The sequence below is a fragment of the Pseudomonas putida genome (assembly GCF_028682455.1).
Lineage (GTDB): Bacteria > Pseudomonadota > Gammaproteobacteria > Pseudomonadales > Pseudomonadaceae > Aquipseudomonas > Aquipseudomonas putida_AA.
The window spans coordinates 698,221-722,716 of the sequence record NZ_JANHLD010000004.1 but is presented as its reverse complement, the minus strand read 5'-3'; the positions used below and the strand labels follow the sequence as shown (position 1 = coordinate 722,716).

Annotated in this window: 23 protein-coding genes and 1 tRNA gene; 11 read left to right on the top strand and 13 right to left on the bottom strand. The window is 59.4% G+C overall.

All coding sequences use genetic code 11. The features are described 5' to 3' along the window. Nucleotides 1–24: 24 nt before the first annotated feature. The 8 genes from NPS58_RS26580 to NPS58_RS26545 form a co-directional block, all read right to left on the bottom strand. Complete coding sequence (locus NPS58_RS26580; protein WP_274118197.1) at nt 25–1,002, bottom strand: AAA family ATPase; 978 nt, start codon at nt 1,000–1,002, stop codon at nt 25–27. Nucleotides 1,003–1,011: 9 nt separating this feature from the next. After that, nucleotides 1,012–1,911 (bottom strand): transporter, encoded by a 900-nt coding sequence (locus NPS58_RS26575; RefSeq protein WP_274118196.1) that lies wholly within the window; start codon nt 1,909–1,911, stop codon nt 1,012–1,014. 27 nt (nt 1,912–1,938) lie between these two features. Then, nucleotides 1,939–3,336, bottom strand: a complete 1,398-nt coding sequence (locus NPS58_RS26570) for a DUF1254 domain-containing protein (RefSeq protein WP_274118195.1) — start codon at nt 3,334–3,336, stop codon at nt 1,939–1,941. 9 nt (nt 3,337–3,345) lie between these two features. Beyond that, nucleotides 3,346–4,134, bottom strand: coding sequence for a hypothetical protein (locus tag NPS58_RS26565; RefSeq protein WP_274118194.1), 789 nt, complete (start codon nt 4,132–4,134; stop codon nt 3,346–3,348). 32 nt (nt 4,135–4,166) lie between these two features. Next, a complete protein-coding gene (locus NPS58_RS26560; RefSeq protein ID WP_274118193.1) occupies nt 4,167–4,577 on the bottom strand; it encodes a hypothetical protein in 411 nt (136 codons plus the stop codon). 106 nt (nt 4,578–4,683) lie between these two features. Next, complete coding sequence (locus tag NPS58_RS26555) at nt 4,684–5,979, bottom strand: NAD(P)/FAD-dependent oxidoreductase (RefSeq protein ID WP_274118192.1); 1,296 nt, start codon at nt 5,977–5,979, stop codon at nt 4,684–4,686. A gap of 14 nt (nt 5,980–5,993) precedes the next feature. Beyond that, a complete protein-coding gene (locus tag NPS58_RS26550) occupies nt 5,994–7,082 on the bottom strand; it encodes a polyamine ABC transporter substrate-binding protein (RefSeq protein WP_274118191.1) in 1,089 nt (362 codons plus the stop codon). Nucleotides 7,083–7,127: 45 nt separating this feature from the next. Further along, nucleotides 7,128–8,486, bottom strand: coding sequence for a glutamine synthetase family protein (locus NPS58_RS26545; RefSeq protein WP_274118190.1), 1,359 nt, complete (start codon nt 8,484–8,486; stop codon nt 7,128–7,130). Nucleotides 8,487–8,660: 174 nt separating this feature from the next. On the opposite strand from NPS58_RS26545, the gene NPS58_RS26540 reads away from it, so the two are divergent. The 4 genes from NPS58_RS26540 to nadA all read left to right on the top strand — a co-directional run bounded on the left by NPS58_RS26540 (nt 8,661) and on the right by nadA (nt 13,380). Further along, nucleotides 8,661–9,572: a helix-turn-helix domain-containing protein gene (locus NPS58_RS26540; RefSeq protein ID WP_274118189.1), complete on the top strand. Its 912-nt coding sequence runs from the start codon at nt 8,661–8,663 to the stop codon at nt 9,570–9,572. A gap of 92 nt (nt 9,573–9,664) precedes the next feature. Continuing rightward, nucleotides 9,665–10,534 carry an isocitrate lyase/PEP mutase family protein gene (locus NPS58_RS26535; protein ID WP_274118188.1) on the top strand — a complete coding sequence of 290 codons (870 nt, stop codon included), beginning with the start codon at nt 9,665–9,667 and terminating at the stop codon, nt 10,532–10,534. A 52-nt stretch (nt 10,535–10,586) separates the two neighbouring features. Further along, on the top strand, nt 10,587–12,083 hold the full coding sequence (locus NPS58_RS26530) for a YdgA family protein (RefSeq protein ID WP_274118187.1): 1,497 nt from the start codon (nt 10,587–10,589) through the stop codon (nt 12,081–12,083). A 238-nt stretch (nt 12,084–12,321) separates the two neighbouring features. Next, nucleotides 12,322–13,380: a quinolinate synthase NadA gene (nadA, locus tag NPS58_RS26525; RefSeq protein WP_274118186.1), complete on the top strand. Its 1,059-nt coding sequence runs from the start codon at nt 12,322–12,324 to the stop codon at nt 13,378–13,380. A 71-nt stretch (nt 13,381–13,451) separates the two neighbouring features. Here the strand turns inward: nadA and NPS58_RS26520 are convergent, their stop codons facing one another. Next, entirely contained in the window at nt 13,452–14,882 is a 1,431-nt protein-coding gene (locus NPS58_RS26520; RefSeq protein WP_274118185.1) for a M48 family metalloprotease, read from the bottom strand. Nucleotides 14,883–14,991: 109 nt separating this feature from the next. Here NPS58_RS26520 and NPS58_RS26515 point away from each other — a divergent pair, with 109 nt between their 5' ends. Next, nucleotides 14,992–15,231, top strand: coding sequence for a sulfurtransferase TusA family protein (locus tag NPS58_RS26515; protein WP_274118184.1), 240 nt, complete (start codon nt 14,992–14,994; stop codon nt 15,229–15,231). A gap of 25 nt (nt 15,232–15,256) precedes the next feature. Continuing rightward, complete coding sequence (locus NPS58_RS26510; protein WP_274118183.1) at nt 15,257–16,327, top strand: AI-2E family transporter; 1,071 nt, start codon at nt 15,257–15,259, stop codon at nt 16,325–16,327. 53 nt (nt 16,328–16,380) lie between these two features. On the opposite strand, the gene NPS58_RS26505 is transcribed toward NPS58_RS26510, so the two are convergent. Further along, nucleotides 16,381–16,851, bottom strand: a complete 471-nt coding sequence (locus tag NPS58_RS26505) for a peroxiredoxin (protein WP_274118182.1) — start codon at nt 16,849–16,851, stop codon at nt 16,381–16,383. A gap of 10 nt (nt 16,852–16,861) precedes the next feature. After that, nucleotides 16,862–17,422, bottom strand: coding sequence for a glycine cleavage system protein R (locus NPS58_RS26500; RefSeq protein ID WP_028943105.1), 561 nt, complete (start codon nt 17,420–17,422; stop codon nt 16,862–16,864). Between the two features lie 260 nt (nt 17,423–17,682). On the opposite strand from NPS58_RS26500, the gene dapA reads away from it, so the two are divergent. The 5 genes from dapA to NPS58_RS26475 all read left to right on the top strand — a co-directional run bounded on the left by dapA (nt 17,683) and on the right by NPS58_RS26475 (nt 21,376). Then, nucleotides 17,683–18,561, top strand: coding sequence for a 4-hydroxy-tetrahydrodipicolinate synthase (dapA, locus tag NPS58_RS26495; protein WP_274118181.1), 879 nt, complete (start codon nt 17,683–17,685; stop codon nt 18,559–18,561). 17 nt (nt 18,562–18,578) lie between these two features. Next, the gene (gene bamC, locus NPS58_RS26490; protein WP_274118180.1) at nt 18,579–19,694 is read left to right on the top strand and encodes an outer membrane protein assembly factor BamC; all 1,116 of its coding nucleotides are present in this window, start codon (nt 18,579–18,581) and stop codon (nt 19,692–19,694) included. Then, nucleotides 19,695–20,453 (top strand): MBL fold metallo-hydrolase, encoded by a 759-nt coding sequence (locus NPS58_RS26485; protein ID WP_274118179.1) that lies wholly within the window; start codon nt 19,695–19,697, stop codon nt 20,451–20,453. Between the two features lie 29 nt (nt 20,454–20,482). Further along, a complete protein-coding gene (gene purC, locus NPS58_RS26480) occupies nt 20,483–21,193 on the top strand; it encodes a phosphoribosylaminoimidazolesuccinocarboxamide synthase (protein ID WP_274118178.1) in 711 nt (236 codons plus the stop codon). A gap of 93 nt (nt 21,194–21,286) precedes the next feature. Continuing rightward, nucleotides 21,287–21,376 (top strand) — tRNA-Ser (locus tag NPS58_RS26475). 489 nt (nt 21,377–21,865) lie between these two features. Here the strand turns inward: NPS58_RS26475 and NPS58_RS26470 are convergent. Together NPS58_RS26470 and NPS58_RS26465 are read right to left on the bottom strand one after the other, a co-directional pair. Then, a complete protein-coding gene (locus NPS58_RS26470) occupies nt 21,866–22,246 on the bottom strand; it encodes a hypothetical protein (RefSeq protein WP_139139926.1) in 381 nt (126 codons plus the stop codon). A 1,184-nt stretch (nt 22,247–23,430) separates the two neighbouring features. Further along, a complete protein-coding gene (locus NPS58_RS26465; RefSeq protein ID WP_139139925.1) occupies nt 23,431–24,081 on the bottom strand; it encodes a hypothetical protein in 651 nt (216 codons plus the stop codon). Nucleotides 24,082–24,496 lie beyond the last annotated feature (415 nt).

Below are 24,496 nucleotides of genomic sequence, written 5' to 3'. Positions count from 1 at the left end.
GCTTTCAACGCCACGCTGTGCTCCTCATGCCGGGATGGCAACCTTGTCCAGCAGGCGGTCGAGGATCTGCTGGCTGCCGATGCCATCGGCCACCGCGTCATAGCTCGGTTGCAGGCGATGACGCAGCACTGGGTGGACCATCGCCCGTACGTTGTCCGGTGAAACGAAGTCCTGCCCGTGTAACCAGGCGTCGGCACGCGCGCAACGGTCCAGGCTGATGCCGCCGCGTGGGCTGGCTCCCAGTTGCAGCCAGCGGGCGAGGTCGGCGTCGTAGTCGGCGGGGTGGCGGGTGGCGTTGACCAGGTCGATCAGGTAGCGGTCGATGGCGGGGGCGACATGGATCGCAGCGATTTCCTGGCGGGCCTGGAACACCACGTCCTGGGCCAGGCTGAAGGTGCTGGCCGCTGCCTGGGCAGTGGTGTGCTGTTCTTCCTGGCGCAGCAGCTGCAATACCTGGGTCTCGTTGTCGGGTACCGGATAGTCGAGCAGCACCTTCATCAGAAAGCGGTCCATCTGCGCTTCGGGCAGGGGGTAGGTGCCTTCCTGCTCGATGGGGTTCTGGGTGGCGATGACCATGAACAGGTCGGGCAGTTTGTGGCTGCTACCGGCCACGGTGATCTGCCGTTCTTCCATCGCTTCGAGCAGGGCCGCCTGGACCTTGGCCGGGGCGCGGTTGATTTCATCGGCAAGAATCAGGTTGCCGAACAGCGGCCCGGGCTGGAACTGCACCTGATGCTGGCCGTTGACCTGCTGCAGCACTTCGGCACCGGTGATGTCCGAAGGCAGCAGGTCGGGGGTGAACTGGATGCGGCTCATGTGCGCATCCAGGTGCCGGGCCAGGGCCTTGACGGTTCGGGTCTTGGCCAGGCCGGGGAGGCTTTCGAGCAGCACATGCCCGTTGGCCAGCAGGCCCACCAGGATCTGCCAGATGACCTCGTCCTGGCCCAGTACCGTTCCGGCGATGGCCCCGTGCAGGGCTTTGATATCTGAAAGTGCACTCATGGTTTTCCCTTACCAGACGTAGTTCAGACGTAAGGTCCAGGTATTTACGTCCGGCGACTGGTTGCGTTCCGAGACGGTGTCGGTATAGGCGATCATGCCGCCGAACTGCGGTGACAACATGAAGCCCATGCTGGCGCCGAGCAATACGTTCTCTTGCTGGTTGTCCTGGCCGACGCCATCGATCTTGGTCTCGCCGCCGGCGCTGTACGTCGCATCCAGTGAGGCCCAGAGTGCGCGGTTGATCGTGTAGCTGTAGTGACCCTCGACGGCATACAGCGGCTTTTGTTCCAGCTTGCTGCTGCCCAGGTAATCGTCGTTGTCACCGAACAGCGAGACCCAGGTGTTGACCTCCAGCCAGGTCGGCCCGAAGGGGGTACCAAAGCCGATTTCCGGCTTGAGCACCCAGCGGTTGGCGCCGATGTTGATCACCCGGTCCTTGTCGTAGTCGCCATTGGGAATCGTCAGCCACACGGCACCGGTCATGAAGGTTTCCGGCGTCCACTTGGCGAACTCCTCGGCTGTCAGTGCGGGGCCGCCGAAAAAGTTATGGGCGAACACCACCTGGGTATCGCCCATGCCGCCGTTGTGCTTGGTGCCATCGAAGAACCGCGCATCATCGAACGAGGCCGACAGGTCGGCGTAGGGTTGAATCAACTGAATGGCACTGTTGCGCCCGTCAATGTCGAACGACCGCGCCAGGCGCAGGATGTATATATCGGCATTCAGCGACAGGCCGTCGATGGGCAGGGCGGTATCGATGGGCGTGTTGGCGTCGACCCGGTTGTAGTAGCCAAAGACCATGTTCAGGTCGATTGGAATGTTCTGCCAGTCGCGGGCGTTGTCGGCCTGGGCGGCCAAAGGCGTCAGGGCCAGCAGTGCCGCGGCGGTGAAGGTTGTACGCATCCTCATGATGAGGCTCCTCGGATCGACTTCTGGTTATTTCGCCACTGGCGCAAGCAATGGCAGTTTCCACTGACCGCTGGCCACCTGCGGGCCAGGCATGTACAGGCGCAGCACACCGTAGAACGGCCCATTGGGTGCAGGCAGCCAATTGCTTTCGCGGGCCTTGCCGGGCGACTCATGCTGCAGATAGAGGGTCAGGCCGCCGTCCGGGTCCCGCTTGAGCTGATCGAGCATTCGCGAGTTGATCAGGTATCGGTCCAACGGGTTGTCGACCAGCAGGCGGGTCTTGCCGTCGTACATCGTCAGCGACCAGAACGCTTTGGCCGGGGGCAATTGACCCTTGGCGAAATGCAGGGTGTAGGCGTACTTGCTGGCATCGACCGGTTTGCCGCTGCTGTCGGTGAAGTAGCCCATGTAGCTGGCCTCTTCGACGGAGTTGCCAAAGATCCCGAGCTTGGCCCCGGCATAGCGGTACAGGTAGTTGTTGTTCAGGTGCTCTCGGGTACCGAACAGGTCGCCGCTGCTGATCTTGTGCGCGTCGATGACGTTTTTCTTGAAATCGGCGAATTCGGCCTTGCCGTCGTCAATGCCCGCTTGCAGGGCCTGGCGCTGTTCGGCGCTGAGCACGCTCTCCTCGAAGGGTTTGTCGGGATCGATGCCGATCTTTCTGAAGCGCTGCAGCAGCTCGCTTTCGCTGTCCACCGGCGGGGCGAACGCCATCATGAAATTCAAGTAGCGAAACAGCGCCGGGCTGTCGCTCATGTCCGGCTGGGGTTTGAGCCAGGCTACCGCCGGCAGGACCGGGGGCGGCGATTGGTCGAGAAAGGCACTGAGCGGTTGGACCTTGTAGCCCTGCTGGATGGCCTTGACGTTGTCCAGGTCCGCCTCGTTGAACAGCTGGGTGCGGTACAGGGCGTAGACGACCTGGGTCTCGCTGTGGATGACCTTGTCGATACCTTCCGGGGTCGGTCCTTGCCAGCCTGGGCCGGCGATCAGGTAATGCCCCCCCTTGTTGCCGGTGCTGCGGGTGCCCAGGTAGTCGAAGTTCTGGGTGTAGATGTCGATCAGTTGGGTCGAGTAATAGCGGCCTTCCTCGATGGCTGGCAGTGTCAGTACCAGCGGTTCGCTGCGCAGGTCCATCCACACGAACGAGTAGGGCGTGTCGGAGTTGGGGGTGATGAAGGCGGTGTCCTTGGGGGTGAACACCTTGGCGCTGTTGCCGATCTGGTTGAACGGCGCCTTGTACTCCGGGCTGCCGCTGTCCACCGCCTGGGTGTACAGGGTCTTGTACATCTCCACCACCGGAAAGCCGTACAGGTAGGCTTCCTTGGCGATCTGACGGGCTTCGTCCAGGCTGGCGTTGAACTCGGCCTGGGCGCTGCCGAAGGTCAGCAGTAGCGCTGTGCACAGCGCAACCTTGTGTAGATTCATCGCCAATCCTTATTTGCCAAATGTCATGTTGAGGCCAGCGAACAGAGTGAACTGCGGCAGGCCGTCGCCTTTTTTTTCCACGGTCCACTGCGGCTCGACAAAGGCGTTGAGAATGTTGCTGCCGCTCTTCCAGGCCTTGCCCACGCCCAGCCCCAACGGGATGTAGTGGGTGTCGTTCTTGAGGTCGAAGGTCCAGGTGGCGGTGGAGCGCAGGTACCAACCCTTGGGCAGGTTGTGCATCAGGAACGGCTGGAAGGTGGCCGTTTCGACATGGACGCGATCATCGTCGCCGGCAAATGAACTCTGGTACTGCACCAGGGCGCCGAGCAGGCCGCGGGGCGATGCGTCGATGGCCACGGCGGCGAAGCCTGCCTGCCATTTGCCGGTACCCAGTTCGTCGTGCTCGGCGGTGGGAGCGGTGAGCTGCGGGCCGATGCCCAGCTGCACGCCTTCGGTCTTGAGCAGAAAGATGTCGAACAGGTTCAGGTCGCCCATGCCAGTGCTGTAGCCGCCGTGAGGGTCGGGTCGGGTGCTGACCGGCAAGGTGGCGCGCAGCAACTGGGGAACGGGCAGCCCATCACCGGCGGCGATGGGCAGGGTGCCGCGTAGCAGCAGGTCGTTGGTGTGGGCATTGGTGTCGTACAGCGAGGGCGTGTAGTAGTCCTGCAGGTTCAAACCGGGGGCGAGGTTGAGCGGGTTGTTACTCTTGTTCGCGGTTTCCGCGTTGTCGGCCTGGGCGGTCTGGGTGACCAACAAAACGCAGGGCAGAAATACACGGGCAGCAGAAATCCATTGCATAACAAAAACGCCTGATCAGTTGAATCGATGCACTACCGGTACTTGATGACGATGCCTTTGAGCTTGCGCCCTTCCACGGAGCGGATGTCCCGATCCCACAGCGGGCCGCTGACATACGCCGACACCGGCGCTATGCGGTCGTAGACCACGACCACCGCGTCACCGCCGATCTTGGCCGCTTCTTCGCGCAGTTTCTGTTCGACTTCAGTGATCGGGGGTGGTGGCTCGATACTGGCGTCGACCATGATTTCACCCAGTCGATCATGGGCGCGCAGCGGTTCCCGGCGCAGTACCTCCACGTTGGCCGCACTGGTGGGCGCAGCATGGGGCACACCGACATATTCGGTGGTGCGGGCGTCGATACTGCTGCAGCCGGCCAAGGCCAGCAGCAGCGTGGCAAGTAACCAGCTTCCCGGGCGGTAAAACCTCTGAATTACAGCCATTTCTCCGATTCCTTCCGAGGCCAGTCATAAGTTGAAACAAAGACTTAACTGAAAGTAGCTGCAAATTCGTCTGTCGCAAGTTTGCGAACGGAAATACCTGCCTCCATCAACCCAGCACTTCGCGCAACCGGTACCACATCATTCCCAGCGCCAGCAGTGGCGAGCGCAAGGCCTTGCCCCCCGGGAAGGTCATGTGGGGCACGGCGCTGAACACATCCATGCCCTGGCTGTGGCCGACGTCGATGGCTTCTGCCAGCAGGCGCGCGGTCCAGTGAGTGACGTTCAGGCCATGGCCGGAATAGCCCTGGGCGTAGTACACGTTGGGGTGCTGGGACAGGCGTCCGACCTGGGGGAAGCGATTGGCGGTGATGCCGATCTTGCCGCCCCACTGGAATTCGATGCGGGTGTCGGCCAATTGCGGGAACACCTTGAGCATCTTTGGTCGCATGTAGGCGGCGATGTCCAGCGGGTCGCGCCCGGAGTAGTGGCAGGCGCCGCCGAACAGCAGGCGGTTGTCGGCGGTGAGGCGGTAGTAGTCCAGGCCGACTTTCTGGTCGCACAGTGCCAGGTTCTGCGGGATCAGCGTCCTGGCCTGCGCCGCCGACAGCGGCTCGGTGGTAATAATGTAGCTGCCAGCGGGCAGCACTTTGCCGCTCAGACGCGGCTCCAGCTCCTCGAGGTGGGCATTGCAGCCCAGCACCAGGCTGCCGGCCCGTACGCTGCCGTGGGCGCAGCGCACCTGCACGGTAGCGCCGTGGTTGATCTCCAGTACCGGGCTGTGTTCGAAGATGCGCACGCCCAGTGAGGCGGCCACCCGGGCCTCGCCCAGCACCAGGTTGAGCGGATGCAGATGGCCCGAGCCGCGGTCGATCAATCCGCCGGCATAGGCCGATGACGCCACGACCTCGTGCATCCGCTCGGGGGCGATCAGCTGGGTCTCATGGCGATAGTCCAGTGCTGCCAGGCTCTCTTGCTCGCTGCGAAAGGCCGCGAACTGCGCCGGGGTATTGGCCAGTTCGCAAAAGCCCCAGCGCAGGTCGCAGTCGATGTTGTGCGCGCGGATCCGCTCGGCCACCACTTCGACCGATTCGATGCCGGCCCGCTGCAGGTACTTGACCCCTTCCTGGCCGACATAGCGGGCAAAGCCCTCGACCTCATGACCGATGCCGCGGATCAGCTGGCCACCGTTGCGACCGCTGGCCCCCCAGCCGATGCGCCGGCCTTCGAGGAGGATTACCGAGAGCCCGCGCTGGGCCAGTTCGATGGCGGTATTGACGCCGGTAAAGCCGCCACCGATGACACATACGTCGGCGCTCAGTTCGCCAATCAGCGCGGGGTGTTCGGGCATCGGTCCGACCGATGCCCGGTAGTAGGAGCTGGCATGTTGCGCAGCAGGATTCATAGTGGCTCCCTGGCTCATTTGTTCGACTTCACTTTGCTCCAGGAGCGGGTCATCACCCGCATGATCTGCGGCGTCGGGGTGTTGGAAACGTACAGTTTGTCCAGCACCGCCTGGGGTGGATACACCTCGGGGTTCTTGACCAGGTCGGCTTCCATGAACTGCTGGGAAGACGGAATGGCGTTGGCATAACCGACGGTGGTGCTGACCTTGGCGATCACCTTGGGATCGAGCAGGTTGTTGACGAAGGCATAGGCCTCTTTCGGGTTGCTGGCGTCAGCGGGAATGGCCAGCAGGTCGAACCACAGGTTGGCGCCTTCCTTCGGAATGGAGTAGGCGATGTTCACGCCGTTGTTGGCTTCCTTGGCACGGTTGGCTGCCTGGAACACATCGCCGGAGTAGCCGAAGGCCACGCAGATATCGCCATTGGCCAGGTCCGAGACGTACTTGGAGGAGTGGAAGTAGGTGATGTAGGGGCGCAGGGTCAGCAGCTTGGCCTCGGCTTTTTTATAGTCCTCGACGCTGTTGCTGCGCGGGTCCATGCCCATGTAGTTGAGGATTGCCGGGAACAGCTCGTCGGCCGAGTCCATGAACGACACGCCGCACGAGCTGAGTTTCTTGAGGTTCTCGGGTTCGAACAGCACCGCCCAGGAGTCGATGTGATCGATACCCAGCACCTGCTTGACCTTGTCGACGTTGTAGCCGATGCCGTTGGTGCCCCACAGGTAGGGCACCGAATGCTGGTTGCCGGCATCGTTCTCTTCCAGGGCCTTGAGCAGCACAGGGTCCAGGTTCTTCCAGTTCGGCAGTTGCTCGCGGTCCAGTTTCAGGAACGCGCCGGCTTTTACCTGGCGGGCGAGAAAGTGGTTGGAAGGCACGACCACGTCGTAGCCGGTGCGACCGGCCAGCAACTTGCCTTCCAGGGTTTCGTTGGAGTCGAACACGTCATAGATGACCTTGATACCGGTGCTGCCCTGAAAGTCCGCCAGGGTGGTTTCACCGATGTAGTCGGTCCAGTTGTACACGCTGACACTGGGCTGGGCCTGGGCCGCGGCGCTGACCAGCAGCGCCAGGGTTGCACTTGCAACTGTTTTCAATGAACGCATATCGACACCTCTTCGAATTGTTTTTTTCGATGTTTGCTACAGGGCTCAGACGCTGAGCAGCAGGAACTCGCGCTCCCACGAACTGATCACCCGCTTGAAGTTTTCATGTTCGGCACGCTTGACCGCCACGTAGCCGCGGATGAACTTGCTGCCCAGGTGCTGCTCGATGCTCGGGCAGTCCTCCATGTGCGCCAGTGCGTCCTCGATGGTGATCGGCAGGCGCAGGTTGCGCCGCTCATACGCGCGGCCCTGGACCGGGGCGCTGGGGTTGATCTTCTCGACCATGCCCAGGTAGCCGCACAGGAGGCTGGCGGCGATGGCCAGGTACGGGTTGGCGTCGGCGCCGGGCAGGCGGTTTTCAACGCGCATGGCCTCGGGGCTGGACGTAGGCACGCGCAGGCCCACGGTGCGGTTCTCTTCACCCCATTCGACGTTCACCGGTGCCGAGGTATCGGGCAGGAAGCGGCGGAACGAGTTGACGTTGGGGGCGAACATCGGCAACACCTTGGGGATGTACTTCTGCAGGCCGCCGATGTGGTGCAGGAACAGTTCGCTCATCTGCCCGTCTTCGTTGACGAAGATCGGCTTGCCGGTGGCGATGTCGACCACGCTCTGGTGCAGGTGCATGGCGCTGCCCGGCTCATCGCCCACCGGCTTGGCCATGAAGGTGGCGGTGACATTGTGCTTGAGCGCAGCCTCACGCATGGTGCGCTTGAACACGGTGATCTGGTCGGCCAGGTCCAGGGCGTCGCCATGACGGAAGTTGATCTCCATCTGCGCCGGGCCGTCTTCGTGGATCAGCGTGTCCAGGTCCAGGCCCTGGGCTTCGCACCAGTCGTAGACATCTTCGAACAGCGGGTCGAATTCGTTGGCGGCATCGATGGAGAACGACTGCCGGCCGCTCTCGGCGCGGCCCGAGCGGCCCAGCGGCGCTTGCAGCGGTAGGTCGGGGTCGTCGCAGCGCTGGGTCAGGTAGAACTCCATCTCGGGCGCCACGATTGGCTGCCAGCCCTTGTCGGCATACAGCTTGAGCACTTTCTTGAGGACATTGCGCGGCGACAGCTCGATGGGGTTGCCCTGTTTGTCGAAGGTGTCGTGGATGACGATGGCGGTGGGCTCCAGGGCCCACGGCACCATGTACACCGCCGAGGAGTCCGGACGGCAGACCATGTCGATGTCGGCAGGGTCGAGCAGGTCGTAGTAGATGTCGTCGTCGACAAAGTCCCCGGTTACCGTTTGCAACAGCACACTTTCCGGCAGGCGCATGCCTCGCTCATGCAGGAACTTGTTGGTAGGTGCAATTTTGCCGCGGGCGATCCCGGTCAGGTCACTGACCACGCACTCGACTTCGGTAATCTTGTGTTCTTTCAGCCACGCAGACAGCTGATCGAAAGGGGCATTCATAAAGACCTCGTTATTGGTTTTATTACGCGCCAGGACCAGCGATCAAGGCTGGTATGCCGTCGGGACGACTTCCCCTGCAGCGCGTTGAGGGCTATCTTGGGCGACGCTTGCGCATTCGATCTATCCACTTTTCGCAGAATAAAGTGCACCAAAAGAGTGCACAAAGAGCAGCTCATGACAGCGCCAAATCCGTTTCAGGTCCAGGCTTTCAGTACCGCCACAGTGATTGAGCAGGAGCGCGCGTCGCCGAACTGGACCGTGCATTACCAGCAGATGTCGCCAGGGCATTTCGCCGGTCGCATCCGCTGCCTGGAACTCGAAGGCGTGGAGATCTACGAAGAGACCATGAACACGCGGGTAGAGCAGAGCTTCCGCGCCCCGCCCGGTGCCCTGACATTCTGTTTCGACCGCACCGACAACAGCCTTTACCTGCTCAATGGTGAAAGCCGCAACATCTGGATCACCCCGGAGAACTATCAGGAAGTGGCCGTGGTGTTCGGGCCGGAGTTCGTTCAACGCTATCGGGTCGACATTGCGCGCCTGGAAGGGCTGTTCATGGCCCCGCTCAACTCCATGCAGAACGCATTGTTCAGCCGCTGGTTGAGCAGCACCCTGACGCGCCTGGGCCAGGAGGTCGATCCGCCGAGCCGCGAAGCCCTGGCCGAGCAGTTGCTTCAGGACTGCCTGTTCATCCTCGACAGCGCGAGTGTCTGCCTGGACCGCAGCGCCTTGTGGCGGCGCTCCGAAGAGCGCCTGATCATGCGCCGAATCGGCCAGTGGGCCGGTGACTGCCCGGAAGAAACCCTGAACCTGCTGGAGCTGGCACAGGTCGCCGAAGTCCCCCTTCGCCAGTTGCAGCAAGCGTTCAAGACCTACACCGGGATGACACCGGCCCACTGGCTGCGCCTGCGCCGCCTGAACAGCGCCCGGCGCGAGCTGTTGAGCTGCAAGGCAGGCGACAGCACAGTGGCCGAAGTGGCCATGCACTGGTCGTTCTGGCACCTTGGTCGGTTCTCCAGCAGCTATCAGCAACTGTTCAAGGAGCTGCCCAGCGAAACACTCAAACGAGCACAACGGCGCACCTGAGACACAAAATGCCATCTATCTGACCCTGTCGGGCAACCGGGTGGCAGTGGTATGTTCTCTCCAATAAATGAAGTCGATAGATTGGAAAGACCATGCCAAGAGCCTCCCACCAAGACCTGCGTCGCGCGTTTCGTAAACTCCTTGCTTCTCCTGCCTGCTACCACACGGCCTCCGTGTTCGACCCGATGTCGGCGCGTATCGCTGCCGACCTTGGTTTCGAGGTAGGCATCCTGGGTGGTTCGGTCGCTTCCCTGCAGGTGCTGGCCGCACCTGACTTTGCCCTTATCACCCTGAGCGAGTTCGCCGAGCAGGCCACTCGCATTGGTCGGGTGGCCCAATTGCCGGTGATCGCCGATGCCGACCACGGCTATGGCAACGCCTTGAACGTGATGCGTACCGTGACCGAGCTCGAACGCGCCGGTATTGCCGCACTGACCATCGAAGACACCCTGCTGCCGGCGCAGTTCGGGCGCAAGTCCACCGACCTGATCAGCATCGCCGAGGGCGTCGGCAAGATCCGCGCAGCCCTTGAGGCGCGTGTCGACCCGGAGCTTTCGATCATCGCCCGGACCAACGCCGCGCTGATCCCGGTCGAAGAAGTGATCGCGCGCACCGTGGCCTACCAGAACGCCGGTGCCGATGCACTGTGCATGGTCGGCATCCGCGACTTCGAACACCTCGAGCAGATCGCCTCGCACCTGAGCGTGCCGCTGATGCTGGTGACCTACGGCAACCCGCAACTGCACGACGACGCGCGCCTGGCGCAACTGGGTGTGCGCATTGCCGTGGACGGCCACGGTGCCTACTTCGCCGCGATCAAGGCCACCTACGACTGCCTGCGCGAACAACGCCGCATCACCAGCAGCGCCTCGGACCTGAGCGCTACCGAACTCACCCATACCTACACCGTGCCTGGCGACTACATCGTCTGGGCGCGCGAGTACATGGACGTCAACGAATAGGCCGCAGGCCTTGCAGCAGCAATTCCCTACAAATGGACAAGCGGAATAATTCATGAAGAAAACAGTGGGTGTACTCTCAGGGCTCGTCGTTGCCGTGGCCGCCGTGTGCACGGCAGGTGCCTGGTACACCGGCAAGCAATTGCCTGAAGTACTCGGCGAGGCCATGGCGCAAGCCAACATCCAGCTCAAGCAATCATCGGGGCTCAATGGCACCGTGAGTGTTGAGCTGGCCTCGCTGGAGTCGCACCTGTTCTCCAGCACCGCGCGTTACCGCGTCAAGGTCAAGGACATGGTGGTCGGTGACCGGCTGGAGAGTTTCGAGCTGGGCTTTGTCGATCGAATCGAGCACGGCCCGTTGCCGTTGAGCCGGCTCAAGGCGTTCAAGCTGATGCCGGTGATGGCCACCAGCAACTATGCCTTGGAGAAGGATGCGTTCACCGCCGAGTGGTTCGCCGCCAGCGGTGAGGTAGCGCCGGTGCACGGCCAGAACAGCCTCGGTTATGACGGTTCCAGCGACGGCACGCTGATCATGCCGCCCATGAAGGTGAGCGAGGCGGGTGGCTCGACCGTCGCGTTTTCGGGGCTGGCCATTACCGCCAGCGGCAATCGCAACGGCGAGCGGATCACATTCACCGGTGCTGCACCGAGCCTTAATCTGGACCTGGTCGATCCGCAAATCGGGCCGTTGAAGATCGATCTCCAGAACCTGAGCGTTGTCGGTGACCTGAACAAGACGGCATACGGATTTTATGTCGGCTCCGGGAGCATGCTGCTCGACCAGGTGAGTGCAGCGGTGGGCGAGCAGCAGAAGGTGCTGCTGCTCAAGCACATCGAGCATCGCAGCGAGTCCCGGGCAGACGGCGACAACTTCTCCGGCAACTTGGTCTACAAGGTGGGCGACATCAATTTTGATGGTAAGCCGGTGGGCTCGACTGCCATGGTGTGGAATCTCAAGAACATTGACATGCCGGCCATGCAGGCCCTGATAGCCTGGTACCAGAGCCGTCTTCCGGAGTTCCAGGCAGCCGCCGCGCAAGGTCAGGCAGTGCCATCCTTGCCGATGAGCGAAGCGGAAAAGGCCCAGGTCAACGCCAGCGTGCAGCAACTGCTGGCCGCCAGGCCACAGATCGCCCTGCAAGACTTCTCGTTCAAGACGGTCAATGGTGAAAGCCATTTCAACCTGAGTGTCGACCTGGCCCAGCCGTCTTCCCTGGAGCTGCCACCTGCCGAGCTGTACCGGCAGTTGATCACCCAGGTGCAGGGCAAGCTGCAGCTGTCCAAGCCGATGATCGGCGACCTGGCTTCCTTGCAGGCACGCCTGCAGGGGCAGAGCGAGGCGCAGATTCAGGCCCAGCAGGTTTCCCAGACCGGGGAAATGGTCGGCATGCTTGCGCAGCAAAGCCAACTGGCTACGGTGCAGGGCAACGACATCCTGTCCAGCCTGCATTACGCCGACGGTATGGTGGATTTCAACGGCCAGAAGATGACCGTCGAACAGTTCGCCAACCTGATCATGGCCAACCTAGGCGCCCTCCAGCCCCAAGGCTGACAAAAAGGCCCCGGTGCGACAGGTCTGTCGCACCGGGGCTTGTTTCACTAAAAAATCCTTTTGAATTCATCCGATTAACTGTAGCCTTCGGCATCCCATAAAAACCCGAGGCCGCAGAAGGTCTTTGGTTCTGCCTGCAACGCCGTTCAGCGCCTTGCTCGCGGAGCCTGTAGCCGATTTGCCAGGGCTCGGTGATACACTCGACTTACGCGCAAAAGCGCCTGCAGGTCCAGCGATCATGACCCAGATTTCCGAACGCCTTTTGGTCCAAGCCCACCTCGATGCCAAGCAGCCCAAGCCGCTGACACCCGAGCAAGAGGCCGACTACCGCGCCGCCATCGCCGCCGAACTCAAGGCGCAGAACGCGGTGCTGGTTGCCCATTACTACTGCGATCCCGTGATCCAGGCCCTGGCCGAGGAAACCGGCGGCTGCGTGTCCGACTCGCTGGAAATGGCCCGTTTTGGCAACAAGCACGAAGCCAGCACCGTGATCGTCGCCGGTGTGCGCTTCATGGGCGAGACCGCCAAGATCCTCAACCCAGAAAAGCGCGTGCTGATGCCGACCCTGGAAGCGACCTGCTCGCTCGACCTGGGTTGCCCGGTGGACGAGTTTTCGGCGTTCTGCGACAAGCACCCTGAGCGCACCGTGGTGGTGTATGCCAACACTTCGGCGGCGGTCAAGGCTCGGGCCGACTGGGTAGTGACCTCCAGCTGCGCACTGGAAATCGTCGAGAGCCTGATGGACAACGGCGAGACCATCATCTGGGGGCCGGATCAGCACCTGGGCCGCTATATCCAGAAGCAGACCGGCGCCGACATGCTGCTGTGGGACGGTGCCTGCATCGTCCACGAAGAATTCAAGTCGCGACAACTGGCCGACATGAAGGCGCTGTACCCCGACGCCGCGATCCTGGTACACCCGGAATCGCCCGAGGCAGTGATCGACCTGGCCGATGCGGTCGGTTCCACCAGCCAGCTGATTGCCGCAGCGCAAACCCTGCCGAACAAGACCTTCATCGTGGCCACCGACCGCGGCATCTTCTACAAGATGCAGCAGCTGTGCCCGGACAAAATCTTCATCGAAGCGCCTACGGCCGGCAACGGCGCGGCCTGCCGCAGCTGTGCCCACTGCCCGTGGATGGCAATGAACACCCTGGAGCGCACCTTGCAGTGCCTGCGCGAGGGTAGCAACGAGATCTTCGTGGAGCCGGCGCTGATTCCCCAGGCAATCAAGCCGCTCAAGCGCATGCTCGACTTTACCCAGGCGGCACGGATGAAGTTGTCGGGTAACGCTTGAGATAGACATCGCGGGGCGAGCCCGCTCCTGGAGGAGCGGGCCCGCCCCGCGATGCATTTCAGTTCAGGACCTCAGCGCATCATTTCCTTGACCATGCGCTGTTGCTCCATCAACTCGCGTTGACGCGCGTCGATCTTCTCTTTCAACACCCTGTTGCCTGCCCGTTGCTTGGCATAGTCGAGCTGCTGCACCGCTTGGTCGTAGTCACCCACCAGGGCAAAGTACTCGGCGCGCGCCTGATGCAGGCCGACCGTATTGCCGGCCAAACCACGCACCTCCGCCACGTCATACCAGACATCCGGGTCTTCCGGTCGATTCTTGAGTAGCGCATCCAGTGCCTTCTCTGCCTCGGCAGGGCGGTTCTGCTTGAGCAGCAAGTCGATCCGCGCCTGTTGCAACGGGTAGTTGGCCGGGTACAGGGTGCGCATCCGGTCAACCCGTTGCTGGGCATCGGCCAGGCGGTTGTTGGTGATCTCCAGGTCGATCTGCGCCAGGTTGTAGGTGATGTCGTTGGGGGCCTTGGCCAGCAGCGGCTTGAGGCTCTCGCGGGCTTCGTTGAGCTGGCCGCCCTTGATCTGGGCCAGCGCCAGGCCATAGCGGGCCGCATCCATGCTGGGGTTTTCGTCCAGCTGGGCACGGAAGCGCTTGGCGGCCAGGCCTGGGGTGCCTTCATAGATCAGGGCGACGCGGGCGCGGATCAGCTGATAACGCTGGCTGTCTTCGGTGCCGCCCTTGGGCGCTTGCTCGGCGCGGTTGCGGGTATCGGCGATACGCGATTCGGTCACCGGGTGAGTGAGGAGGAATTCCGGCGGCTTGGCGTCGTAGCGGTACTGGCGCATCAGGCGCTCGAACATGCTCGGCATGTTGCGCGGGTCGTAGCCGGCTTTTTCCAGATTGAGGATGCCGATGCGGTCGGCTTCCTGTTCGTTCTGCCGGGAAAAGCGCCGTTGTTCCTGGATGGCTGCTGCCTGGGTGCCGGCGATCGCGGCGATACCCGCGTCACCCGCACCCGCCGCGGCAGCCACGATGCCCGCGAGCAGTGCCGCCATCATCGGCAGTTGCATGCGCTGCTGGGCTTCGACGCCCCGGGCGAAGTGGCGTTGCGACAAGTGAGCCAGTTCGTGGGCGAGCACCGAGGCATATTCGCCTTCGGTCTGCGCATTGAGGAACAGGCCGCCATTGACCCCGACAATCCCGCCAGGGGCGGCGAAGGCGTTGAGTTCACGGCTGTCGATAAGGATGAATTCGAGGCGGCGGTCCTGCAGCTGGCTGGTTTCGGCCAAGCGATAGACGCTGGACTCGACATAATCCTTGAGCTGGGGGTCGTTCAGCTGATTGACATTGCCCCGCAGCAAACTGAGCCAGGCGCGGCCCAGCTGATGTTCTTGTTGGGGGGAAACAATCGCAGAACTGGCGTCGCCGAGTGACGGCAGGTCGTCGGCATGGCTTGGGAGCGCCATCAAACAGGCCAGCGTCAGCAGGGTGGGGCGCAGTAAATTCATGCACGAAGCTCTGGTCGACAAAGAGCCTTACTGTAGCCCGCTCACACGTCGACGACCAGTGGCGGTATTCTAGCGGGCTCGATTGAACGTGCCTGCCTGGAGAACCCCGATGAGCGATACCCCGACCTTTGACGCCGAACTCGACGCCAGCGGCCTGAACTGCCCGCTGCCGCTGCTCAAGGCGAAGATGGAGCTCAATCGCCTGGCCAGTGGTGCAGTGCTCAAGGTAGTGGCAACCGATGCAGGATCGCAGCGCGACTTTCGCACTTTTGCCAAGTTGGCCGGTCATACGCTGCTGCTCGAAACGGCCGAGGCGGGTGTCTACACCTACTGGCTGCGCAAAGCCTGAGTTTTTCTCCCCTTAAGGATCGTCAATGTTCAAGGTGCTTCGCGACTGGATGCAACGCTACTTCTCCGATGAAGAGGCGGTGGTGCTGGCGGTCTTGCTGTTTCTGGCGTTCACCGCCGTCCTGACCCTGGGCGGCATGCTGGCGCCGGTACTGGCCGGCATGGTCCTGGCGTTCCTCATGCAGGGCCTGGTCAACGCCCTGGAGCGCCTGCGGGTGCCGACCCGCTACGCCGTCGGTCTGGTGTTCACCCTGTTCATGGGCGCGCTGGGGGTCTTCCTGCTGGTGCTGGTGCCGCTGCTCTGGCATCAATTGATTACATTGCTCAACGAATTGCCGGGCATGCTGGGCAAATGGCAGTCGCTGCTGTTGCTGTTGCCCGAGCGCTATCCGCACCTGGTGTCTGATGAACAGGTGTTGCGCGCGATCGAGGCCATGCGGGGCGAGATCGGCAAGTTCGGCCAGTGGGCATTGACCTTCTCGCTCTCCAGCCTGCCGTTGCTGGTCAACATCATGATCTACCTGGTGCTGGTGCCGATCCTGGTGTTCTTCTTCCTCAAGGACCGTGAGCTGATTGCCCGCTGGGTCAGTGGCTACCTGCCGCGCGAACGGGCCCTGATGACCCGGGTGGCCGAAGAGATGAACCGGCAGATCGCCAACTACATTCGCGGCAAGGGCATCGAGATTCTGATCTGCGGTGTGGCGACCTACATTGCCTTCATCACCCTGGGGCTCAACTATGCGGCGCTGTTGGCATTGCTGGTGGGCTTGTCGGTGGTGGTGCCTTATGTCGGCGCAGTGGTGGTGACGGTGCCGGTAACCCTGATTGCCCTGTTCCAGTGGGGCTGGGGCGACCAGTTCATCTACCTGATGGCGGTGTACGCAATCATCCAGGCGCTTGATGGCAACGTGCTGGTACCGCTGCTGTTCTCCGAGGCGGTCAGCCTGCACCCGGTGGCGATCATCTGCGCGGTGCTGTTGTTTGGCGGGTTGTGGGGGTTCTGGGGGATCTTCTTCGCGATTCCGCTGGCGACGCTGTTCAAGGCAGTGCTTGATGCCTGGCCGAGGCAGGAACCGGTGGTGGCGCCGTTGCTCTGAAAGCATCGCGGGGCAAGCCCGCTCCTGCAGGAGCGGGCTTGCCCCGCGATCAATCAACTATTCAGTGCCTGCGCTTCCGCCAACACGGCATCCACATGGCCGGGCACCTTCACGCCGCGCCAGGCTTTACGCAGCACACCGTCCTTGTCGATCAGGAAGGTGCTGCGGTCCACGCCCATGTATTCCTTGCCGTACAGCTTCTTGAGCTTGATCACGTCGAAAAGCTGGCACAGGGCCTCGTCCTTGTCGCTGATCAGCTCGAACGGGAAGGCCTGCTTGGCCTTGAAGTTCTCATGCGACTTGATGCCATCACGAGATACGCCGAACACCTCGGTGTTGGCGGCCTGGAAGGCTGGGTACTGGTCGCGGAAACCCTGGCCTTCGGTGGTGCAGCCCGGGGTGCTGTCCTTGGAGTAGAAGTAGAGCACCACCTGCTTGCCCTTCAGGCCCGCCAGGCTGACGCTCTGGCCACTGGTGGCCTGGGCCTGGAATTCGGCGACGGGTTGGTCGAGTTCTACGGCCATGAGTGCTTCCTTACAATGGGTTTTGTGGGCGCCAAGGTTCGATCAGTGCATCCAGGTTCAGGGCGTCGGCGAAGTCCAGGAACTGGTCGCGCAGCCAGCTGATCTGGGTGCCGGCCGGCAGGGTCACGGTGAAGGTGGCGTTGAGCATGGTGCCGCCGGTCTGTGGCGCCTGGTAGGTGTCGCAGGTCAGGTTCTCGAGTTCCACATGGTGGTCGATGAAGAACTGGCACAGCTCGTTGATGATGTCCGGGCGATAGGCGGCGCTGACATACGCCACGTACGGCAGGGCCAGCGGGCGCACTTCAAGCTCGGCGCTGCGGACCACATTCACGGTGAAGGTGTGCTTCTTGGCCAGGCCCGGCAGGGCTGCCTCGAAGCGCGCCAGGGCATCCCAGCTGCCGGCAACCTGCAGGACCAGGGCGCTGCACTCGCCATGACGGGTCAGGCGCGAGGTCACGACCGAGCAGCGATTATCGTTGCTGGCCCGGCACAGAATGTTGGTCAGCTCCATGGGATTGGCGCCCAGGGCACTGATGACAAGGAATTGTTCGCGAACGGTGGGGGTGGACATGCAGCATTCCTAAAGCGATGAGCGGTCGGTACCTGACGGGGCAAATCGGCGGGAGGGCGTGGTCCCGGGGCTCAGGATCGAGGCTTTGGGCACTGCCTGCGCAGGTTGTCGGCAGCCCGGCGGGCCGCTGTGTACCGATCAAAGAGAGAAGGGTAGCGAAAATGGCCGCCGAGGGGAATGCTCCGGCCTTCTGCTTCGCTTGTGCAAGCCCGGTGGCGCCAGTACCATTACCGCTCTCTTTTTCCGGCAGGAGCAGTTTCATGATTGCGGGCAGTATGGTGGCATTGGTCACACCCATGGATGCACAAGGGCGTCTGGACTGGGACAGCCTCAGCAAACTCGTGGACTTCCACCTGAAAAACGGCACCCATGCCATCGTTGCGGTCGGTACCACCGGCGAATCGGCAACCCTGGATGTCGATGAGCACATTGAAGTCATCAAGGCCGTGGTCAAGCAGGTCGATGGCCGTATCCCGGTGATCGCCGGTACCGGTGCCAACTCCACCAGCGAAGCGGTGCACCTGACCCAGAACGCCAAGGACGCCGGCGCCGATGCCTGCCTGCTGGTCGTCCCGTACTACAACAAGCCGACCCAGGAAGGCCTGTACCAGCACTTCAAGCACATTGCCGAAGCCGTCGACATCCCGCAGATCCTCTATAACGTTCCTGGCCGCACCTCCTGCGACATGCAGGCCGAGACCGTGATCCGCCTGTCCACCGTGCCGAACATCATCGGCATCAAGGAAGCCACCGGCGACCTGAAGCGCGCCAAGGCGATCCTCGACGGCGTGAGCAAGGATTTCATCGTACTGTCCGGCGATGATCCGACTGCCGTCGAACTGATCCTGCTGGGTGGCAAAGGCAACATCTCCGTCACTGCCAACGTCGCCCCGCGCGAAATGGCCGATTTGTGCGAAGCCGCCCTTGAAGGCAACGCCGAAAAAGCCCGCGCCATCAACGAAAAACTCATGCCTCTGCACAAAGACCTGTTCGTCGAAGCCAACCCGATTCCGGTGAAGTGGGCTTTGGTCGAAATGGGCCTGATGCACAAGGGCATCCGCCTGCCGCTGACCTGGCTGAGCGAATCCTGTCACGATACGGTACGCCAGGCCATGCGCCAGTGCGGCCTGCAGTTTTAATTGAGGACGTACACCGCATGAAGCGATTGGCTGGTCTTTCCGCCCTTGCCTTGATCATCTCCAGCACCAGCGGTTGCGGCTGGTTGTGGGGCGAAGAGGGTTACTTCCGTGACCGTGGCAGCGACTATCTGGAGGCCACTCAGAAGGCACCGATGCAACTGCCACCTGACGTTGCCAACGTCAAGCGCCTGGACCCGCTGCTGCCGATCCCGCGTAACGTCGCCGACGACAACGTCAAGGGCGAGTTCGAAGTGCCACGTCCGCAGCCACTGAGCGCTGGCGCCGATATCAGCGATTTCAGCCTGCAGAAAAGCGGCAGCGCCCGTTGGGTGCTGGCCCAGCGCTCTCCGGCCGAAGTCTGGCCGGTGGCCCGTCAGTTCTTTGAAGACAACGGTTTCCGGATTGCCGAAGAGCGTCCGCAAACCGGTGAGTTCAACACCACCTGGCAGCGTTTCGACGAACTCTCCGCCTCCATGGCCAAGCGCCTGGGCAGTGCCTCGAGCAGCAGCGACAACGAAGTGCGCACCCGTGTGCGTATCGAGCCGGGCGTACAGCGCAACACCAGTGAAGTCTACATCGTGACCGTCGAGCGTCCGGCCGGCAGCACGGCCGAGCAGGCGTTCCCGGATCGTTCGAACAACACCGGTGTCGATGCCATCCTGGTCGATGAAATGCTCGCCAGCATGACCCGCAGTGCCGAGAAGGGTGGTTCGGTGTCGCTGCTTGCCGCACGCGACTTCGATGCGCCGAGCCGCGTCAGCCTGAGCGAAGACGGTAGCGGCAACCCGGTGCTGAACCTGGGCGCCGACCTCGATCGCGCCTGGTCGAGCGTAGGGCGTGCGCTGGAGCAGGGCGAGTGGCGTGTCGAAGACATCAACCGCAGCCTGGGCCTGTACTACATCAACCTGGCTGAAAAAGCCGAGGCCAAGGACCAGGAGCCAGGCTTCTTCGGTCGCCTGTTCGGCAGTGCGCCGAGCAAGGAAGAGCGTGAAGCCCGTGCCGAGCGTTATCAGGTTCGCCTGAGCAAGGTCGGTGACAGTGTCCAGGTGACCGTCGAGAAGAACATCAATACCGTGGCCCCGGCTGACGTCGCTCGCCGCGTGCTGAGCGTGATTCAGGACAACCTGGGTTAAGTGCGCTTCGCCGTACTTGGAAGTGGAAGCCAGGGAAATGGCACGCTGATCGCCAGTGGCAACACGCTTGTGCTGGTCGATTGCGGCTTTTCCCTGCGCGAGACCGAGCGGCGCCTGGCGCTGCTCGGGGTGAGTGCAGCGCAATTGAGCGCGGTCCTGGTGACCCACGAACATGCCGACCACGTGCATGGGGTGGGGTTGCTGGCGCGGCGCTACAATGTACCGGTCTACCTCAGCCGCGGCACCTTGCGCGGTATGCGCAAGCCGGTCGAGGCAGCGGGATTTCTGGCGGCAAGCGACACACTGCAGATCGGTGGCTTGAGCATCAGTGCCGTGGGGGTTACCCACGACGCGCTGGAGCCATTGCAGTATGTATTCGACGACGGTAGCCGGCGCTTTGGCGTGCTGACTGACCTTGGCTCCTACGACTCGGCCTTGCTAGACAGCTACCAGGGCCTGGATGCCCTGATGATCGAGGCCAATCACTGTCGCGACCTGCTCGGACGCGGGCCTTACCCGATGTTTCTCAAGCAGCGGGTCGGTGGCGACTACGGACATTTGAATAACCACCAGGCCGCGCGCCTGGTGTCGGAGCTGGGCTGGCAGAACCTGCAACACCTGGTGCTGGCCCACCTCAGCAGCAAGAACAACCAGCCACAGCTGGCCCGGCAATGTTTCGTCGACACCCTCGGGTGCGACCCGGACTGGCTGCAAGTGGCCAACCAGGATTGCGGGCTCGACTGGCGCGAAATCGCCTAGCCCATCTTATTTAGCAAGCGGAGCCCATCATGGAAAAACGTGAAGAACTCTACCGCGGCAAAGCCAAGTCGGTTTACAAGACCGACGACGCTGACCGCTTGATCCTGCTGTTTCGCAACGACACCTCGGCGTTCGACGGCAAGCGCATCGAACAACTCGACCGCAAGGGCATGGTGAACAACAAGTTCAACGCCTTCATCATGCAAAAGCTTGAAGAAGCCGGCATCCCGACCCAGTTCGACAAACTGCTGGGCGACAACGAATGCCTGGTCAAGAAACTCGACATGATTCCGGTCGAATGCGTCGTGCGTAACTACGCCGCTGGCAGCCTGGTCAAGCGCCTGGGCGTCGAAGAGGGCATCAAGCTCGAGCCTTCGACGTTCGAACTGTTCCTCAAGAACGACGAGAAGGGCGATCCGTTCATCAACGAATCCCACGTTGTCGCCTTTGGTTGGGGCACCGCCGAGCAACTGGCGAAAATGAAAACCCTGTCGCTCAAGGTCAACGAAGTGCTGAACAAGCTGTTCGATGACGCCGGCCTGCTGCTGGTCGACTTCAAGCTGGAATTCGGTGTGTTCCACGGCGAGATCGTCCTGGGGGACGAGTTCAGCCCTGATGGCTGCCGCCTGTGGGACAAAGAGACCCGCAAGAAGATGGACAAGGACCGATTCCGCCAGGGTCTGGGCGACGTGATCGAAGCCTACGAAGAAGTTGCCAAACGCCTGGGCGTGCCGCTGTAAGCGGCAAGTTCACGCAAGCGCCTGATACCACGCGAATTTTTTTCGCAAACAGGCTTTGCCTTTAGGCGAACTGCTGGTATCATGCGCGCCACTGGAGAGATGCCGGAGTGGCCGAACGGGACGGATTCGAAATCCGTTGTACTGGCAACAGTACCTAGGGTTCAAATCCCTATCTCTCCGCCATATTGAAAAAAGCCTTATAAATCAATGATTTACGAGGTTGTAAAAATGGTGATTTGTAGCAAGGTTTTGTAGCAAAACCTGACCTGCAGATCGCCATTTTTTTTGTCTGTCATTTGACCGTCCTATGGCTCTTCCTGAGCGTCTTTGGCCTTCTTGGCTACCAACGCCTATCGCTGACCTGATGATACCTCTGCTGAGCCTGTGGGCTGCTCTGCTGCTACGTTTTAGATCAAGGTCGCCAAAGGTGCGGGGACTTGTACCCGTGCCGTTGGGGGCCGGATTACGAAACGAAAACCGGTCGCAGGCAGTTGTCGAGGGTGGGTGATAAATAAAGGTTCGGGGATATATCTTTGAACCTATGGCTGTTTAATTTAAGTGGAACGAAATGGGGCGATTCCTACTCTTTGGGAGTAGGGTATATGTCCGTGAAGCGTAGTATTAGCTTTGAGGATATAAGTATGTAAAGTCACGCTTTACATGTTTTGAGTTTTATTGTGGTCGCATTTCTTCGATTATGCGTTTTTTATATTCGTCTGCATCGTCTTCAATTTTTCGCTTTGCATCGCCCCATAAATCTTTGTATGTGTCTCTATGCCTTGCCACCATAAGGGTTACAATCTCATCGAGATTTTGCTGTTTTACCTTGTTATTACCTCTTCCAAACTCTTTCACTAATACGTCATTAGAGATGGACTTATAGCCAGAAAATGCCGCTATGAGTTTTTTGGCGAGGCTTGATGTTAGCCTTAAGTTAGGGTATTCCTCAATTTCTATTATTTTTAGGAAGTTGACTAAAAATCTTTGACGCTCTCGTCGTTTGAAACCACCAACCATGCCGCCTATCTTTCCTGCTATTTCTGCTCTTTTCATACATTCTCCTATGCTGTTACAAATACAAATAACATAGGTTTAAAATAAGTCAATGCTTCAGGGGTATATCTCCGAACTATCACACTGGTGTTTGGTGAGCCGTCAATCGGAGGCGGTGTTTTTAAATTTTCAATTTTTGTGGTGGTCTACCCCTCACGTTCAATCTTGAAATTAAACTGGGAGAGATTTTCGAAAGGGTGAGATGATTTTTTAGGTGGGGTTAATTGCAAATATCAACTAAGTAAAATGCGATAGGGCAGGACCCTAAATTCGAATAAGGTTGGATGATAAAAAAATTTTCGTTTTCCTATTGACAACGATTTTTCCCGTAGTTAAGCCATAAGTTGATGGTCAAGGAAATCGAATTATCAATTATTTGATATAAAGTCATAAAAATTTTTCAAGATTTTTTTGAAAATAGCATTTTAATGCTTGCGGGTCGGTGGTGTGGGTTTTGACCGAAAAAGAGCTGTTTTGGGTTTTGGACAAAAATAGGTGGTTAGAGAGAATTGAAATGATTTGTTGTGATGGGTTGTCCTATGGAATTTGATATGTATGTATACATACATATAGCTTCGGGGATATATCTCCAAACCTATATAGGCTATGCGGTGGGGTAGTGCGAAATTAAGGCGTTAGGGCGTGTCTTTTACTTTGGGTGGGGATTTGTATCGGTTGAGTGAGAACGGCCCCGTTTGACCCGTTTCCGTGAGTTATACGGCTATCGAGGTGTCGGTGGGTATGTACGTGGGTGTATATGGGTAGGTATGGGGAGGAAAGGGGGGGAGGAAGAAGAAACACCCTCACCGGGTGCTATTATCTGATATAGGCTTTTGCACTGATTATAATATTGTTCGTGTCTTATCTATCTATACGTAGTCGCACAGGCTACGCTTAGTTGCTTCATGTTATAATTAATAATGGCTCAAACTTCCAGCGGGATGATTACTTGCCCTCTCTTGCCCTCTCTTGCCCTCTCTTGGTCTCGTCTATATGCTTTTATATAAAACACAGCAATCAGCACCTTGCTTTGGGGTTTTCGGCAATTTAGTAGGGGAAACCTAAAAGTTATAGTGTGTGCGGCCCGTTCTTACGCTCTTGGCTATGAGTCGCTGCTATCAGGCAGGGGGCCTACCCCTGCCTGATAGATTAGCTGTACGTACTTGCGTGTCTGGTTTTTTAATTCAGGCATGCGACTGTGCGGTCTCTCGTATTCGTCTAAAGGCTTCTATAATAGCTCCAACGAAAAGAGATACTAAGGCGGCGAGGAAAAACGATAAAAATAAGTAAGTTTTTAATTTGCCTGAAAATGGAAGCTCTGTAGTAACGATTTCGGACGAGTGTGTGGCGGAAGATCTTGATGCGGTCTGCAAGAGGTCTAGTGCTCTTATTTTCATATCGTCTGAAATGTTTAAGAGTTCTATATATTGAAGTAGCTTTTGCTCTTGGTCTTGGTATATTCTTTTTTGGCTATTTGTTATTTCTTTTATCGTCGATTTAACGTTCTCTATTGATTTTTTTTGGTTTTCAGTGGTAGATGATACCTGAACTATACTGGTATTTTTTATAGGTGTTATAGTGGCGGTGCTGGAGTATTTGTAAGTAATTTCTTCTGGTTTTTCTAATGGAACTAAAATGCTTGAACTTAGGCTTATGCTATTGCCAGAGGTCACACTGGAAATGCTGGTGTATAATACTGGTCGGGTTAGCGTGTATCCAAGCCCTACTGCAAAGGTTAAAAGGAAAGCTATTGCGATAGTTTTTGCTTGTCGGGCAAAAAAGGTGTAAATTTCAACAAGTGAAATTTCTTCATTTGAAAAATTATTTTCTCTCATCTGTTAGCACCCTGCGATAACATACAAAAGAGCAAAGATGCTTGTTGGTAGGGCTAAAAATAAAAATAAGATAAAAAGCTTTGCCCCTAAAGTATATTTTATCTTACGGTGCTGGGTGCTGGGTGCTGGGTGCTGGGTGCTGGGTGCTGGGTGCTGGGTGCTGGGTGCTGGGTGCATTTCCTATTATCCCGGATCGCTATTTGTGGGTGCTTTCTTTGATAATGTTACAGGTTTTTATTTTTTAATGCAATAATGGTTTTTTAACGACCGCCTAATATTCAAGTGATAGCCAATGGAGCGTAATCGTAGAGATATAAGTTCGTGGGGGTTTTGGCTATTTTCTGTATTCGTATGACTCAAGGCAATATGAGTCGAAACTTACCATCTCGTGCGTGCTATGAATATTGGTATATGG